General features: G+C 76.3%; 2 protein-coding genes. Both read left to right on the forward strand.

The genetic code is table 11. The annotated features are described in order from the left end of the window. Positions 1-116: 116 nt before the first annotated feature. On the forward strand, positions 117-11,600 hold the full coding sequence (locus tag ACIP4P_RS01515; protein WP_400913577.1) for a type I polyketide synthase: 11,484 nt from the start codon (positions 117-119) through the stop codon (positions 11,598-11,600). A gap of 6 nt (positions 11,601-11,606) precedes the next feature. Beyond that, positions 11,607-17,738 carry a thioester reductase domain-containing protein gene (locus ACIP4P_RS01520; RefSeq protein WP_400913579.1) on the forward strand — a complete coding sequence of 2,044 codons (6,132 nt, stop codon included), beginning with the start codon at positions 11,607-11,609 and terminating at the stop codon, positions 17,736-17,738. Positions 17,739-17,754: the final 16 nt, after the last annotated feature.

Genomic DNA, 17,754 nt, shown 5'->3' on the forward strand with positions numbered 1-17,754 from the left:
CTGGTCCGGTGCGCAACCTAATCGGGGCGGGGTAATCGGCGGTTCACCGGGAATTCCGGGGGCCGGATTCCGACGAGTTGCCGGGCGGTGGACCGGCGCGCCTATCGTCGTTCTGCGTGGCCGTCAATGCGCAGTTCGAAACCCCGCACCCCGGTTCCCCGGACGCCGAATCCCGGAACGCCGGACCCCAGGACCGCGAGTACCGGAACGCCGGATCCCTGGACCGCGAATCCGGGCACCCGGTCGTCCGGGAGCCCGTCGCCGTCATCGGCACCGCCTGTCGCCTGCCCGGCGCGGCGGACCCGGACGCGTTCTGGCAGCTGCTGCGCGACGGGCGCAGCGCGGTCACCGTGACCCCCGCCGACCGCTGGCGGGACGCCGCCGTGCGCACCCGCCGCGGCGGGTTCCTCGACCGGGTCGCCGAGTTCGACGCGGACTTCTTCGGCGTCACCCCGCGCGAGGCCGCCGCGATGGACCCGCAGCAGCGGCTGGCCCTGGAGCTGGGCTGGGAGTCGCTGGAGAGCGCCGGGATCGTCCCGGCTGCGGTGCGCGGCACCCGGCTGGGCGTCTTCGTCGGCGCGATCGCCGACGACTACGCCCGGTTGACCGACCAGGCCGGCCCCGAGGCCCTCTCGCCGCACACCCTGGCCGGGGTCAACCGCGGCCTCATCGCCAACCGGCTCTCCTACCTGCTCGGTGCGCGCGGGGCCAGCATGGTCGTGGACACCGGCCAGTCGTCCTCGCTGGTGGCCGTCCACCGCGCCTGCGAGAGCCTGTGGTCCGGGGAGTCGGACCTCGCGCTGGCGGGCGGCGTGCAGTTGAACCTGACCGGCGCCGCCACCGTCGCCGCCGAACGCTTCGGCGCGCTCTCCCCGGAGGGCGAGTGCCGGACCTTCGACGCGCGGGCCGACGGCTACGTGCGGGGCGAGGGCGGCGCGCTGGTCGTGCTCAAGCCGCTGGGCCGGGCGCTCGCCGACGGCGACGACGTCCTGTGCGTGATCCGCGGCGGCGCCGTCAACAACGACGGCGGCGGCCCGGAGCTGACCACGCCGGACCCGCGGGCGCAGCGCGAGGTGATCGAGGCCGCGTACCGGCAGGCCGGTGTCGCCCCGGGCGACGTCGGCTACGTCGAACTGCACGGCACCGGGACCAGGGCCGGCGACCCGGTCGAGGCCCGGGCACTCGGCGGGGCCCTGGGGCGGTGGCGCCCGGCGGACCGCCCGCTGCCCGTCGGCTCGGTGAAGACCAACGTGGGGCATCTGGAGGGCGCGGCCGGCGTCACCGGCCTGCTGAAGGTGGTGCTCGCGCTGCGGGCCGGCGAGCTGCCCGCGAGCCTCAACTACCGCACCCCGAACCCGCGGATCCCGCTGGACGAGCTGCGGCTGCGGGTGCACGACCGGCTCACGCCCTGGCCGGACGCCGGCGCGCCGCGGATCGCCGGGGTCAGCTCCTTCGGGATGGGCGGCACCAACTGCCACCTGGTGCTCTCGGCGGCTCCGGCTCCGGCTCCGGCTCCGGCTCCGGCTCCGGCGGCCGTCGACGGTGCGGTCGCCGACGGTGCGGCGGCGGCCGGGAAGGGCCCGCGCCCGGACAGGCTGCCGCACGCGCTGCCACTCCCGTTCGCGCTCTCCGGCCGCGACGGGCAGGCGCTGCCCGCCCAGGCCGGTCGGCTGGCCGCCTGGCTCAGGGACCGGCCGGAGGCCGTGCCCGCCGATGTGGCCGGCTCGCTGGCCGCCACCCGGACGGCGTTCCCGCATCGCGCGGTGGTCGTCGCCGGGGACCGCGAGACGCTGCTCACCCGGCTGGACGCGCTGAGCGCGGCCGCGCCCGGCGCGGGCACCGTCCTCGGCGAGGCGTCGACAGCGGGCCGGACGGCCCTGCTGTTCACCGGCCAGGGCGCCCAACGGCTGGGCATGGGACGGGAGTTGTACGCCGCTCACCCGGCCTTCGCGGCGGCCTTCGACGAGGTGTGCGAGCACCTCGACGCCGAGTTGGACCGGCCGCTGCGCGAGGTGCTCTGGGCCGAAGCCGACTCACCCGAGGCCGAGGCGGTCCACCGGACGGAGTTCGCCCAGCCCGGCCTGTTCGCCGTGGAGGTGGCGCTGTTCCGCTTCGTCACCGGTCTCGGGGTGCGTCCCGACTTCCTGCTGGGCCACTCGATCGGCGAACTGGCGGCGGCCCACGCGGCCGGCGTGCTGGCGCTGCCCGACGCCGCCAGGCTGGTCGCCGCCCGGGGACGGCTGATGCAGGCGCTGCCGCGGACCGGCGCGATGGTCGCCGTCGAGGCGGCCCCGGAGGAACTGGCGGACGCCCTGGCGGCGTTGACCGGCCGGGTGGACCTGGCCGCCGTGAACGGGCCGCGCGCCGTCGTGCTCTCCGGCGACACCGACGCCGTCACCGATCTCGCCGAGCAGTGGCGGGCCCGGGGCCGCCGAACCCGCCGCCTGACGGTCAGCCACGCCTTCCACTCCCACCTGATGGACGGGATGCTCGACGGGTTCCGCGCGGTCGCCTGCTCCCTGGAGTACCGGGAGCCCCGGATCGCCGTCGTCTCCAACCTCACCGGGGCCCCCGCCACCGCCGCAGAGCTGTGCGACCCCGAGTACTGGGTGCGCCACGTGCGCGGCTGCGTCCGGTTCCTCGACGGCGTCCGCAGCCTGGACGCGGCGGGCGTCACCAGCTACCTGGAGCTGGGGCCGGACACCGTGCTGGCCCCGGCCGCCCGCTCGGGGCTGCCCGACGGCCGCCACCTGCTCGGCGCGATGCGGGCCGACCGGCCGGAGCCCGCGACGGTGGTCGAGGCGCTGGCCGGGCTGCACGCGGCGGGCGCCGCCGTGGACCTCCCGGCCGTGATCGGCGGCGGGCACCGGACGGCCCTGCCCACCTACGTGTTCCGTCGTCGGCGGCACTGGCTGGCCGAGCCGGGCACCGGAACCACCCCTCCCCTCAAGGCGGTTGAAGCCCCGGCCATCCCCGCGCCGGCCACCCCCGACCCGGCCGCGCCCGACCTCCCGGTCGGCACCGACACCCCGCCGCGGCGCGACCCGCTCGACCTGGTCCGGCAGCACACCGCCGCCGTCCTCGGCACGGACGACCCGGCCGCGATCGCGGCGGACACCGCCTTCAAGGACCTCGGCCTCACCTCCGCCACCGGCCTGGAACTGCGCGACCGGCTGGCCGCCGCGACCGGACTGCCGCTGCCGGACACCCTGGTCTACGAGCACCCCACCCCGGGCCTGCTCGCCCGCCACCTGGCCGCCGGCGGCTCCGAAGGGTCCGACCGGTCCGACGCCCCCGGTACCGAGCCCCAGCACGCCGCCACCGAGGACGACCCCGTCGTCATCGTCGGCATGGCCTGCCGCTTCCCCGGCGGCGTCGGCTCCGCCGAGGACCTGTGGCGGGTGGTCTCGGACGGCGTCGACGCCATCGGCGGCTTCCCGACCGACCGCGGCTGGGACGTCGAGGCGCTGTACGACCCGGACCCCGGACGCCGGGGCTCCTCCTACGTCCGCGAGGGCGGCTTCCTGGCGGACGTGGCCGGCTTCGACGCCGCGTTCTTCGGCATCAGCCCGCGCGAGGCCGCCGCCCTGGACCCGCAGCAGCGCCTGCTGCTGGAGACGTCCTGGGAGTGCCTGGAGCACGCCGGCATCGACCCGTCCTCGCTGCGCGACAGCGACACCGGCGTCTTCATCGGCGCCACCGCCCAGGAGTACGGGCCCCGGCTGGGCGAGCCGAGCGACGGCTCGGACGGCTACCTCTACACCGGCAGCACCCCCAGCGTGGCCTCCGGCCGGATCGCCTACGTCCTGGGCCTGCGCGGCCCGGCCCTCACCGTGGACACCGCCTGCTCCGCCTCGCTGGTGGCCGTGCACGCCGCGGCCCGGGCCCTGCGCGGCGGCGAGTGCGACCTCGCGCTCGCGGGCGGCGTGACGGTGATGCCCACGCCCGGTGTGTTCGCCGAGCTCAGCCGCCTCGGCGGGCTCTCCCCGAACGGTCGGTCGAAGGCCTTCGCGGCGGCCGCCGACGGCACCGGCTGGGCCGAGGGCGCCGGACTGCTCGCCCTCGAACGGCTCTCCGACGCCCGCCGGCACGGCCACCGGGTGCTGGCCGTGGTGCGCGGTTCGGCCGTCAACTCCGACGGCGCCTCGAACGGGCTGACCGCGCCCAACGGCGCGGCCCAGCAGCGCGTCATCCGCCGCGCCCTGCGCTCCGGCGGGCTGACCGGGGCCGACGTCGACGCGGTCGAGGCGCACGGCACCGGCACCCGGCTGGGCGACCCGATCGAGGCCCGGGCGCTCCAGGCGGTCTACGGCCACCGGCGGCCCGCCGACCGGCCGTTGTGGCTCGGGTCCGTCAAGTCCAACATCGGGCACACCCAGAGCGCCGCCGGGGTGGCCGGCGTCATCAAGATGGTCCAGGCCCTGCGGCACGAGGTGCTGCCGCGCACCCTGCACGTCGACGAGCCGACGCCCAGCGTCGACTGGAGCTCCGGCACGGTACGGCTGCTGACCGAGGCCGTCGACTGGCCCGGTGCGCCGGGCCGTCCGCGCCGGGCCGGGGTGTCCTCGTTCGGCATCAGCGGCACCAACGCCCACCTGATCCTGGAGGAGGCACCGCCCGCCCCCGGCACCGGTGCGGGAACCGCTGCCGTCCCCGGCACGGTGGGCCCGCTCGCCTGGCCGCTGTCGGCGCGCACCCCGGACGCGCTGCGGGAGCAGGCCGTCCGGCTGCGCGCCCGCCTCGACCGGGCCCCGGCCCCGGCGCCGGCCGACGTGGCCCACTCGCTGGTGCACGGCCGCGCCGACCTCGCGCACCGCGCCGTCCTGGTCGGCTCCGGCCCGGACGGCCTCGCCGACGCCCTGGACGCCCTGGCCGCCGGCACCCCCGCCGCCTCCGTGCTGCTCGGCACCGCGGGCGAGCCCGGTCGGACGGCCTTCGTCTTCCCCGGCCACGGCTCGCAGTGGCCCGGCATGGCCGTCGAACTGTACGCCCAGGCCCCCGCGTTCGCCGAGCGCCTGCGGGAGTGCGCCGCCGTGATCGACCCGCTCGTGGGCTGGTCGCTGCTCGACACGCTGCTCGGCGGGCCCGAGGCCGCCGCCGAACCCGAGCGCAGTGACGTCGCCCAGCCGGTGCTGTTCGCCGTGATGGTCTCGCTGGCCGCGCTGTGGGAGGCGCACGGCGTGCGCCCCGGCGCCGTCGTCGGCCACTCCCAGGGCGAACTGGCCGCCGCCTGCGTGGCCGGCGTCCTGACGCTGCCCGACGCCGCGACGGTCGTGGTGCGGCGCAGCCGGCTGTGGGCCGAGGAACTGCCCGGCCGCGGCATGATGGCCGCGGTCGAGCTCTCCGCCGCGGCCGTGCGGGAGCGCATCGCCGAACGGGCGGCCCGGCTCGACCTGGCCGTGGTGAACGGCCCGCTCGCCGTCACCGTCGCCGGTGAGCCCGACGAGGTCGAACGCTTCGTCGCCGACTGCAAGGCCGAGGGCATCCGGGCCCGCGTTGTGGTCCGGGCCGGCGCCTCGCACTGCGCACTGGTCGAGCCGCTGCGCGAGCCGCTCCACGCGCTGATCGGCGACGTCCCGCACCACGCGCCGCGGGTCCCCTTCTACTCCACGGTGACCGCCGGCCCGCTCGGCGCCGACGATCTCGACGCCCGCTACTGGTACCGCAACGCCCGTGAGCCGGTGGACTTCCAGGGCGCCGTGCGCGCCCTGCTGGACGACGGCCACCACACCTTCGTCGAGTGCAGCCCGCACCCGTTGCTCACCTCGGCCCTGCTGGACACCGCCGAGGCGGCCGGGCACCAGCCGACCGCCCTGGGCACCCTGCGGCGCGACGAGGGCGGCCGGGCGCGGTTCCTGCGCTCGCTCGGCGAGGCGCACGTCCGCGGCGTGGCGGTGGACTGGGCCCCGACCCTCGCCGGGACCGGCGCGCGCCGCACCGAACTGCCGAGCTACCCCTTCGAGCGCCGCCGGCACTGGCTGGCGCCCGGGACGGGCGCGGCCGACGTCCGCTCGGCCGGCCTGGCCCCGGCCGAGCACCCGCTGCTCGGCGCGGTCGTCGCCGATGTCGACGGCGAGGGGATCGCCCTCACCGGGCGGCTGACCGCGAGCACCCCCGGCTGGCTCGCCGACCACGCCGTCGGCGGCACCGCGCTGCTCCCCGGCACCGGCTTCGTCGAACTCGCGCTCGCCGCGGGCGACCGGGTCGGCTGCCCGCGGATCGAGGAACTGACCGTCGAGCGGCCGCTGTTGGTGCCGCCCGGCGGCGCCGTGGAGCTGCGGGTGACGGTCGGGGGGCCGGACGGCCACGGCTTCCGGCCGGTGGCCGTGCACGCCCGTCCGGCCGCCGCCGAGGACGAGCCCTGGACCCGGCACGCCGTCGGGGCGCTCACCGGGGCCGCCCCCGTCCGGCTCGCCGAGGACGCGGGAGCGTGGCCCCCGCCCGGCGCGGAGCCCGTCGACGTCACCGGCTTCTACCCCGACCGCGCGGCCGACGGCTACGGCTACGGCCCGGTGTTCCGGGGCCTGCGCGCCGCCTGGCGGCTGGGCGAGGAGATGTACGCCGAGGTCGCCCTCGACCAGGCGCAGCACGCGGAGGCCCGCCGCTTCGCCGTCCACCCCGCCCTGTTCGACGCGGCCCTGCACGCCGAACTCCTGCGCGGCGAGGCCCCCGGCGCGGGGCACCTGCGGATGCCGTTCAGCTGGAGCGGCGTGAGCGTCCCGACGGCCGGCAGCACCGTGCTGCGGGTGCGGGTCGCCCCGGCGGGCGGGGACGCGGTGCGGGTGAGCGCGACCGACCCGGCCGGTCTGCCGGTGCTGGACGTGGAGTCCCTGCTGCTGCGGCCCGTTCCGGTGGCGGGCCTGGCGGCCGGACCGACCGGTGGCGGGGCCCTCTACGGCCTCGACTGGCAGCCGGTGGCGGACCGCCAGGCCGGGGCCGTCGGCTTCGACCTGTTCGACGCGGCCGGACTCGGCAGCGGAGAGGACTCCACGGCGGCGACCGCCGGCGTGCTGGGCCCCGTGCTCGCGGCCCTCCAGGCCCGGGCGGCCGACGAGGACCCGGCGGCGCCCCGGCTCGTGGTGCTCACCCGCGGCGCGGTCGCGGTCGGCGGCGACGCCGAGGTGACCAGCACCGTCCAGGGCGCCGTCTGGGGCCTGGTCCGCTCCGCCCAGGCGGAGCACCCGGACCGGTTCCTGCTGCTGGACCTGGGCCCGGACCTGGTTGCGGACCCGAGCACGGGCCCCGGCGCCGACGAGGCGGCGGTGCGCCGCGCGGCCGCGCTCGCGCTGGCGGCCGGGGAGAGCCAGGCCGCCCTGCGCGGCGGCGCCCTCCTCGCCCCCCGGTTGGTCCGGGTGGCCGCCGCCCCGGGCACCGCCCTCGACCCGGACGGCACCGTCCTGGTCACCGGCGGCCTCGGCGGCCTCGGTGCCGAACTGGCCCGGCACCTGGTCGCCACCGGCGTCCGGCACCTGGTCCTCACCGGACGGCGCGGCGAAGAGACCCCCGGCGCGGCCGAGTTGCGGGCCGAACTGGCCGCCGCCGGCGCCGAGGTGGACCTGCGCCGCTGCGACGTCGCGGACCGCTCCGAGCTGGCCGCCCTGCTCGACGGCATCCCCGCCGAGCACCCGCTGACCGGGGTGTTCCACCTGGCGGCCGCCGTCGACGACGCACCGCTCGACGCCATGACGCCCGAGCGCCTGGCCGCCGTCCTGCGGCCCAAGACCGACGGCGCGCTCCACCTCGACGCGTTGACCCGAGGCCTCGACCTCCGGTCCTTCGTGCTGTTCTCCTCGGCGGTCGGCGTGCTCGGTACACCCGCGCAGGCGGCCTACGCGGCCGCCAACGCCACCCTCGACGCGCTGGCCCACCGCCGCCGCGCCCAGGGACTGCCCGGGCTCTCGCTCGCCTGGGGGCTGTGGGAGCGCAGCAGCGGCCTCGGCGACCTGGCCGGGACCGACCTGGCCCGGCTGCGCCGCCACGGCCTGGCCCCGCTGGCCACCGCCGACGGCCTCGCGCTGCTCACCGCGGCGCTCGGCACCGGACGCGCCCTGCTGCTGCCCGCTCACCTCGACCTGGCCGCACTGCGCGACCGGGCCCGGGAGGACGGCCTGCCACCGCTGCTGCGCGGACTCGTCCGGGCCCCGGCCCGGGCGGTCGCCGGCGCCCCCGCCGCGTCGGCCGCCGAACAGCACGGCCTGGCGGCCCGGCTGGCCGGGCTGGACCGCCCGGACCAGGACCGCGAACTGCTGGAGTTGGTACGGGCGCACGCGGCAGCCGTGCTCGGGCACGACGCGGCCGACCGGAGCGCCGTCCCGGTGGACCGGGCCTTCCGGGAGTCCGGCTTCGACTCGCTGACCGTGGTCGAACTGCGCAACCGGCTGCGGACGGCGACCGGCCTGCCGCTGCCGACCACCCTGCTCTTCGACCACCCGACCCCGCAGGCACTCACGGCCCACCTGCGCGACCGGCTGCTCGGCACCGCCGCGGCGCAGCCACCCGCCACCGCGGCGGCCGGCGCCCCGGCCTCGCCCTCCGCGCGGCCGACCCCGGACGACGACCCGATCGCGGTCGTCGCGATGGCGGGCCGCTTCCCGGGCGGGGTCACTGGCCCGGAGGACCTGTGGCGGCTCGTCGACGAGGAGCGGGACGCGATCGGCCCCTTCCCCGAGGACCGCGGCTGGGACACCGACCGGCTCTTCGACCCGGAGCCGGGCCGCCCCGGCCGCTCGGCCACCCAGCAGGGCGGATTCCTGTACGACGCCGGGGAGTTCGACGCCGCGCTGTTCGGCATCAGCCCCCGTGAGGCGCTCGCCATGGACCCCCAGCAGCGGCTGCTGCTGGAGGCCTCCTGGGAGGCCTGGGAGCGGGCCGGCATCCCCGTCGCGGAGGCGCGCGGCACCCGCACCGGAGTCTTCATGGGCGTCGCCTACCACGACTACGCCGCCCGGGCCGTCGAGGTGCCGGACGGAGTGGAGGGCTACCTGATGACGGGCGCCGCCGGGAGCGTGGCCTCCGGCCGGATCGCGTACACGTTGGGTCTGGAGGGGCCGGCGATCACGGTGGACACGGCGTGTTCGTCGTCGCTGGTGGCGTTGCACCTGGCGGTCCAGTCGCTGCGCCGGGGCGAGTGCACGATGGCGCTCGCCGGCGGGGTGAGCGTCATGGCCACCCCGACCACCTTCGTCGAGTTCTCGCGTCAGCAGGGGTTGGCGGTGGACGGTCGGTGCAAGTCGTTCGGGGTGGGTGCGGATGGTACGGGGTGGTCGGAGGGGGTGGGGGTGTTGTTGGTGGAGCGGTTGTCGGATGCGCGGCGGTTGGGGCATCCGGTGGTGGGGTTGGTGCGGGGTTCGGCGGTGAATTCGGATGGTGCGTCGAATGGTTTGACGGCGCCGTCGGGGGTGGCGCAGGAGCGGGTGATCCGTGCGGCGTGGGTGGATGCGGGTGTGGTGGGTGCGGATGTGGGGTTGGTGGAGGGGCATGGGACGGGGACTCGGTTGGGTGATCCGATCGAGGCGGGGGCGTTGTTGGCGACGTACGGGCGGGAGCGGGGTGGGCGTGGTCCGCTGTGGCTGGGCTCGCTGAAGTCCAACATCGGCCACACCCAGGCCGCCGCCGGCGTGGCCGGTGTGATCAAGGCGCTGCTGGCGCTGGAGCACGAGCGGATGCCGCGCACCCTGCACGCGGAGGAGCCCAGCCACGAGGTGGAGTGGGCGGACGGTGACGTCCGGCTGCTGGCGCGGTCCCGGCCCTGGCCGCGGGAGGAGGGTCGGCCGCGGCGGGCGGCGGTGTCGTCGTTCGGGATCAGCGGGACCAATGCGCATGTGATCGTCGAGGAGGCACCGGAACTCGTGGCACTGCCGGCCGCCGCGGCGGCACCGGAATCCGCACCGGCGCCGGATGCCTTGCTGGACAAGCGAACTGACGGTCCGTCGGAACCGGTCCTGCCGTTCGTCGTGTCGGCCGGCTCGCCCGCCGCCCTGGACGGCCAGGTGCAGCGGCTCTCGGCGCTGTTGGAGGCCGGCACCGCCGATCCGCTCGACGTGGCCCACTCGTTGACCGCGACCCGCTCGACGCTCCCGTACCGGACGGCGGTCGCCGCGCGCACGGCCGGCGAAGCCGTCGCCCGGCTCGCCGACCATCGGGCCGAACTCGCTTCGTCCGAATGCCAGTTGGCCTTGGTGTTTTCGGGTCAGGGGGCGCAGTGGGTGGGGATGGGTCGTGGTTTGGCGGTGGAGTTCCCGGTGTTCGGTCGGGTGTTCCGTGAGGTGTTGGGGTTGTTCGGCGGGGATGTGGTGGGGGTGGTGGATTCGGGGGTGGGTTTGGAGCGGACGGAGTTCGCTCAGCCCGGGTTGTTCGCGTTCGAGGTGGCGTTGTTCCGGTTGTTGGAGTCGTGGGGTGTGCGGCCGGGTGTGGTGGCGGGTCATTCGGTGGGGGAGGTGGCGGCGGCGCATGTGGCGGGGGTGTTGGACCTGGTGGATGCGGTGGCGTTGGTGGGGGCTCGTGGTCGGTTGATGGGGGCGTTGCCGTCGGGTGGGGTGATGGTGGCGGTGGAGGCGTCGGAGGAGCGGGTGTTGCCGTTGTTGGGTCCTGGTGTGGGGCTTGCGGCGGTGAACGGGCCCGGCTCGGTGGTGTTGTCGGGGTCGGCGGATGCGGTTGCTCGGGTGGTGGCCGGTTTGGGTGGGGTGCGGTCGAAGGCGTTGCGGGTGTCGCATGCGTTTCATTCGCCGTTGATGGAGCCGGTGTTGGCGGAGTTCGGGGAGGTGGTGCGGGGGCTGGTGTTGCGGGATCCGGTGGTTCCGGTGGTGTCGGGGGTGTCGGGTCGGTTGGTGGTGCCGGGTGAGTTGAGTGATCCGGGTTATTGGGTGCGGCATGTTCGTGAGCCGGTGCGTTTCGCGGATGTGGTGGGGGAGTTGGCGGCGTCGGGTGTGGGTGTGTGTGCGGAGGTGGGTCCGGACGGGGTGTTGTCGGGTCTGGTGGGTGGGATCGCGCCGGAGGGTGTGACGGCGGTGGCGTTGGGTCGTCGGGAGGCGGACGAGGCGCAGGTGTTGGTGGCGGGTGTGGGCCGGTTGTTCGCGGCGGGTGTTCCGGTGGACTGGTCGGCGTTCTTCGCCGGGCGGGGTGCGCGGCCCACGGCGTTGCCGACGTACGCCTTCGACCACCACCACTACTGGATCACCGACGGCGCGGCGCCCCGCACCACCGCCGAGCCGGCCGGCTCGGACCCGACGGACGGGCCGTCGACCCGCCCGGCCGGACTGGCCGAGCGGCTCGCGGAACTCGACGAGCCCGACCGGGCCCGGTACGTCCTGGACGTCGTGAGCGAGCAGACGGCCGCCGTCCTCGGCCACGCCGACGCCCACGGCATCGACCCCGACCGGCCGTTCGCCGAGCTGGGCTTCGACTCGCTGACCGCCGTCGAACTGCGCGACCGGGTCAACCGGATCAGCGGTCTGACGCTCGCCGCGACCCTGGTCTTCGACCACTCCTCCCCGAGCGCCCTCGCCGACCACCTGCTGACCCGGCTGGCGCCCGACACCGACCTGTCCCTCGACGACCTGTTCGCGTCCATCGACAGCGAACTCGGCCCGGAAGCGAGCTGACCCACCGTGACCACCCCCAACGAGCGGAAGCTCGCCGACTACCTCCAGCGGGTCACCGCCGAACTGCGCGGCACCCGCGAGCGCCTCGCCCGTCTGGAGGCCTCCGACGACCCGATCGCCGTCGTCTCGATGGCCTGCCGCTACCCCGGCGGCGTCGGGAACCCCGAGGACCTCTGGCGGCTGGTCTCCGAAGGCGTCGACGCGATCGGCGGGTTCCCGACCGACCGCGGCTGGGACCTCGCCGAGCTGGCCGCCCGCTCCGACACCGACCGCGGCGGATTCCTGTACGACGCGGGGGAGTTCGACGCCGCGCTGTTCGGCATGTCCCCCCGCGAGGCGCTGGCCACCGACCCCCAGCAGCGGCTGGCCCTGGAGGCCGCCTGGGAGGCCGTCGAGGCCGCGGGCATCGACCCGACCTCCCTGCGCTCCACCCGCACCGGCGTCTTCCTGGGCTTCGCCGGCCAGTCCTACACCGACATGGACTCCGGGGCCGACGACCTGCGCGGCCATCTGCTGGCCGGCAGCGCGGCGAGCGTCGCGTCGGGCCGGATCGCGTACACGTTGGGCTTGGAGGGGCCGGCGATCACGGTGGACACGGCGTGTTCGTCGTCGCTGGTGGCGTTGCACCTGGCGGTCCAGTCGCTGCGCCGGGGCGAGTGCGCGATGGCCCTGGTCGGCGGCGTCACCGTGATGTCCACCCCCGGCGCGTGGATCGAGTTCTCGCGTCAGCAGGGGTTGGCGGTGGACGGTCGGTGCAAGTCGTTCGGGGTGGGTGCGGATGGTACGGGGTGGTCGGAGGGGGTGGGGGTGTTGTTGGTGGAGCGGTTGTCGGATGCGCGGCGGTCGGGGCATCCGGTGGTGGGGTTGGTGCGGGGTTCGGCGGTGAATTCGGATGGTGCGTCGAATGGTTTGACGGCGCCGTCGGGGGTGGCGCAGGAGCGGGTGATCCGTGCGGCGTGGGTGGATGCGGGTGTGGTGGGTGCGGATGTGGGGTTGGTGGAGGGGCATGGGACGGGGACTCGGTTGGGTGATCCGATCGAGGCGGGGGCGTTGTTGGCGACGTACGGGCGGGAGCGGGGTGGGCGTGGTCCGCTGTGGTTGGGCTCGTTGAAGTCCAACATCGGCCACAGCTCCGCGGCGGCCGGTGTCGGCGGTGTGATCAAGGCGCTGCTGGCGCTGGAGCACGAGCGGATGCCGCGCACCCTGCACGCTGAGCAGCCGAGCGGCCAGGTGGACTGGCGCGCGGGCGCGGTCGAGTTGCTGACGGAGGAGCGTCCCTGGCCGCGGGAGGAGGGTCGGCCGCGGCGGGCGGCGGTGTCGTCGTTCGGGATCAGCGGGACCAATGCGCACGTGATCGTCGAGGAGGCGCCGGCGCCGGAACCCCTGCCGGTGGCCGACCATGACGATGCGTCGACTCCCGTCCTGCCGTTCGTCGTCAGCGCCGCGACCCCCGGCGCCCTGCGCGGCCAGCTCACCCGGCTGCGCACCCACCTCGCGGACGCCGACGGTCCCGCCCTGCGCGATGCCGCCCACGCGCTGACCAGCACCCGGGCGACCACCCTGCCCCACCGGGCCGTGCTGGCCGCCCGCACCGGGAAGCAGCTGCTCGCCGCCCTGGACGCCGCCGTCGAGTCCCCGGCCCCCGAGCCCGCGACCCGGCCCCGACTGGCCTTGGTGTTTTCGGGTCAGGGGGCGCAGTGGGTGGGGATGGGTCGTGGTTTGGCGGTGGAGTTCCCGGTGTTCGGTCGGGTGTTCCGTGAGGTGTTGGGGTTGTTCGGCGGGGATGTGGCGGGGGTGGTGGATTCGGGGGTGGGTTTGGAGCGGACGGAGTTCGCTCAGCCCGGGTTGTTCGCGTTCGAGGTGGCGTTGTTCCGGTTGTTGGAGTCGTGGGGTGTGCGGCCGGGTGTGGTGGCGGGTCATTCGGTGGGGGAGGTGGCGGCGGCGCATGTGGCGGGGGTGTTGGACCTGGTGGATGCGGTGGCGTTGGTGGGGGCTCGTGGTCGGTTGATGGGGGCGTTGCCGTCGGGTGGGGTGATGGTGGCGGTGGAGGCGTCGGAGGAGCGGGTGTTGCCGTTGTTGGGTCCTGGGGTGGGGCTTGCGGCGGTGAACGGGCCCAGCTCGGTGGTGTTGTCGGGGACGGCGGATGCGGTCGGGGAGGCCGTGCGGGCGTTGGGTGGGGTGCGGTCGAAGGCGTTGCGGGTGTCGCATGCGTTTCATTCGCCGTTGATGGAGCCGGTGTTGGCGGAGTTCGGGGAGGTGGTGCGGGGGCTGGTGTTGCGGGATCCGGTGGTTCCGGTGGTGTCGGGGGTGTCGGGTCGGTTGGCGGTGCCGGGTGAGTTGAGTGATCCGGGCTACTGGGTGCGGCATGTGCGTGAGCCGGTGCGTTTCGCGGATGTGGTGGGGGAGTTGGCGGCGTCGGGTGTGGGTGTGTGTGCGGAGGTGGGTCCGGACGGGGTGCTGTCGGGTCTGGTGGGTGGGATCGCGCCGGAGGGTGTGACGGCGGTGGCGTTGGGTCGTCGGGAGGCGGACGAGGCGCAGGTGCTGGTGGCGGGTGTGGGCCGGATGTTCGCGGCGGGTGTTCCGGTGGACTGGTCGGCGTTCTTCGCCGGGCGGGGAGCCCGGCCCACGGCGCTGCCGACCTACGCCTTCGACCACCACCACTACTGGCGCGGCCGCCGGACCGCCGCCGACCGCTCCGCGACCGGCCATCCGCTGCTCACCGCCGTGGTCGAGGACCCGGAGAACGGCCGGGTCACGCTGACCGGGCGGCTCACCGGCGACCTGCCGGTCACCGGGCTCTGGGTCGAACTGGCCCTGCGCGCCGCCGACGAGGTCGACTGCACCACCGTCGACACCCTCGTCGTCGACGCCGCCACGGCGCCGGGGAGCACCCTCGCCGCCGCCGAGCTGCTGGTCGTGGTCGATCCGCCCGGCGCCGACGGCCGGCGCGCGGTGCGGATCCACGCCCGCACCGGTGCCGACCGGGCCTGGACCCGGTACGCCCACGGCCTGCTCAGCCCGGCCGCCACCCCGGCCCCGGCCCTCGCCCCCGCCGCCCCCGCCTCGCCCGTTGCGCTCGTCGGCGGCCACGAACTCGGTCGCCCGGAGGCCGGCGCGGCCGAGGGCGAGGGCGAGGGCTACCTCCTGCACCCCGAGCTGCTGTCCGCCGCCGTCGGCGAGCGGCCCGTGCGCGGCTGGCGCGGCGTGCGGCTGCACAGCAGCGGGGCCGACCGGCTCCGGGTGGCCGCGGCCACCGCGGGCGGGCCCGATCTGGTGCTCACCGACCGGTCGGGCCGGGCGGTCGCCAGCGTGGACAGGATCACCCGTGGCGAGCTGCCGGCCGTCCGCCCGGCCGACGACCTGTACCGCGTCGCCTGGACGCCGGTGCTGCTGCCCGCCGTCGACATACCGGACCCGGTCGCGCGGCCGGACGACGGCCCGGCGGCCCCGGAGGTCCTCCACGTCACCGGCGGGGACCAGCTGCCCGCCGTCCTCGGCGCCGCCCAGCGGGCCCTGGAAGCGGGCTCCGACGGTGCGCCGCTGGTCGTGGTGACCAGGGGAGCGGTGTCGGTGGCGGGGGAGGCGCCGTCCGACGCGGCCGCGGTCTGGGGACTGCTGCGGTCCGCGCAGTCCGAACACCCCGGCCGCTTCGTCCTGGTGGACGCCGACCCGGGCCCGGGGACGGGGCCGTCCGACCCCGCCACCCCGCCGTCCGTCCCGTCCGCCCTGCCGGCCGCCGTCGTCGCCGCCGGCCTGCCCCAGGTCGCGCTGCGCGGCGGCCGGGTGCTGCTGCCCAGGCTGGCCCGGGTGGAGGCCCCCACCGGCCCCGTCGGGTGGCCGTCCGACGGCACGGTGCTGATCACCGGCGGCACCGGGGCGATCGGCGCGGTGGTCGCCCGGCACCTGGCCGCCGAGCACGGTGTGCGGGACCTGGTGCTGACCAGTCGCAGTGGTCCGGACGCCCCGGGCGCCGCCCGGCTGGTCGAGGACCTGGCCGCGCTGGGCGCCCGGGCCGTGGTCGAGGCCTGTGACGCCGGGGACCGGGCGGCCCTCGCGGCGCTGCTCGACCGGCTGCCCGCGGACCGGCCGCTGCGCGCCGTGGTGCACGCGGCCGGCACGCTCGACGACGGCGCCTTCGACACGCTCACCCCGGCCCGGCTGGACGCGGTGCTGCGGGCGAAGGCCGACGCGGCCCGGCACCTGGACGAGCTGACCCGCGACCGCGAGCTGACGGCGTTCGTGCTGTTCTCCTCCGTCGCCGGCATCCTCGGCGGCCCCGGCCAGGCCAACTACGCCGCCGCCAACGCCTCGTTGGACGCGCTGGCCCAGCGCCGCGCCGCCGCCGGCCTGCCTGCCGTCTCGGTGGCCTGGGGGCCGTGGGACCTCGCGGGCGGGGGCATGGCCGCCTCGGCGGACCTGCGCCGGGTGGCCCGGGAGGGCTTCGGGGCGATCCCGGCCGCGCGCGGTACGGCGCTGCTGGACACGGCCGTCGCACTCGGGGCTCCCCTGACGGTCGCCTGCCCGGTCGACCTGGACGTCGTTCGGCGGCAGGCCCCGGTGCCGCCCCTGCTGCGTGCCCTGGCCAAGCGGGGCGGCCGGCCCGGGACCGCGGACGGCGGCGAACCGCTGCTGCCGGCCGAGGAGTTGGCCGCCCTTCCGCCCACCGAGCGGCAGGCCCGGCTGCTGGACCTGGTGCGCGGCCGGATCGTGGGGCTGCTGGGCCTGGACGGTGGTCCGTCCGCCGTGCCGGCGGACGCGTCGCTGACCGAGCTGGGCTTCGACTCGCTCAGCTCGGTCCAGCTGCGCAACCAGCTCGACGCCGCGACCGGTCTGCGGCTGCCGCCCACCGTGGTCTTCGACCACCCCACCGCACAGGCGCTCGCCGAACGGCTGCTGCACGAGCTGCTGCCCACGAGCACGACCGCTGCCGGGGCGACCGGGTCCGAGGCGGGAGAGGTCCCGCCCGCCGCCGGGCCGTCGCTCGCCGAGGACGTCGTCCTGCCGGAGGACATCCGCCCCGCCGCCACCGTCGCCCCGCTCACCGGCGAGCCCCGCGAGGTGCTGCTGACCGGCGCCACCGGCTTCGTCGGAGCGTTCCTGCTGCGCGACCTGCTGCGCGGCACCCGCACGGTGGTGCGCTGCCTGGTGCGCGGACACGACGCGGCCGACGCGCGGGAGCGGCTGACCGAGAACCTGCGCTGGTACGGGCTCCTGGCGGAGGTCGACCAGGACCGGGTGGACGTCGTGGTCGGCGACCTGGCCGCGCCGGGGCTCGGCCTCACCGCCGAGGACTTCGACCGGCTGGCCCGCTCGGTCGACCTGGTCGTCCACGCCGCCGCCCAGGTCAACTGGCTCCAGCCGTACTCCGCGCTGCGGGCGTCCAACGTCGGCGGGACGACGGAGCTGCTGCGGCTGGCCGCCCGGCACCGCACCGTCCCGCTGCACTACCTGTCCACCACCGGGGTGTTCGCCCGCCCGGTGACCGCCGGGGTGCCGCTGCGCCCGGAGGATCCGACCGGGCCGCCGGAGGAGCTGCGGACCGGCTACACCCAGAGCAAGTGGGTGGCCGAGCAGGTCGTCGGGTTGGCCCGCGGGCGCGGACTCCCGGTGACCGTCCACCGGGTCGACCTGGTCTCCGGCGACCAGCGCGAAGGCGCCTGCCAGACCCGGGACTTCGTCTGGCTGAGCGTCAAGGGGATGCTCCAGGCCGGCGCCTACCCGGCCGGCCTCGGCGGCGGCTTCCAACTCGTGCCGGTGGACTACGTGAGCGCCGCGGTGCTCGCCCTGACCCGGCGGCCGGACGCGGCGGGCCGCACCTTCCACCTCTCCGGCCGCGCCCCGGTGAGCTTCGCCGAGATCGTCGACCACCTGCGCTCCTTCGGCCGCGACCTGGCCGAACTGGAGCCCGGGGCCTGGCGCGACCGGGTCACCGCCGACCCGGACAACGCGCTGCTGCCGCTGTTGGAGTCCTTCGAAGCGGTCTCCGGCGCCGGCGCCACCGACGTCTACCTCCCGATCGACAGCACGTCGACCGACGCGGCCCTGGCGGACACCGGCATCGTCCGGCCCGTCCCGACCCGCGAGCTGTTCCGCACCTACCACTCCTTCTTCACGCGGACCGGCTGGTTCCCCCGCTGACGTGGGGCCCCGTTCC

The sequence above is a fragment of the Kitasatospora sp. NPDC089509 genome (assembly GCF_044749365.1).
Lineage (GTDB): Bacteria > Actinomycetota > Actinomycetes > Streptomycetales > Streptomycetaceae > Kitasatospora.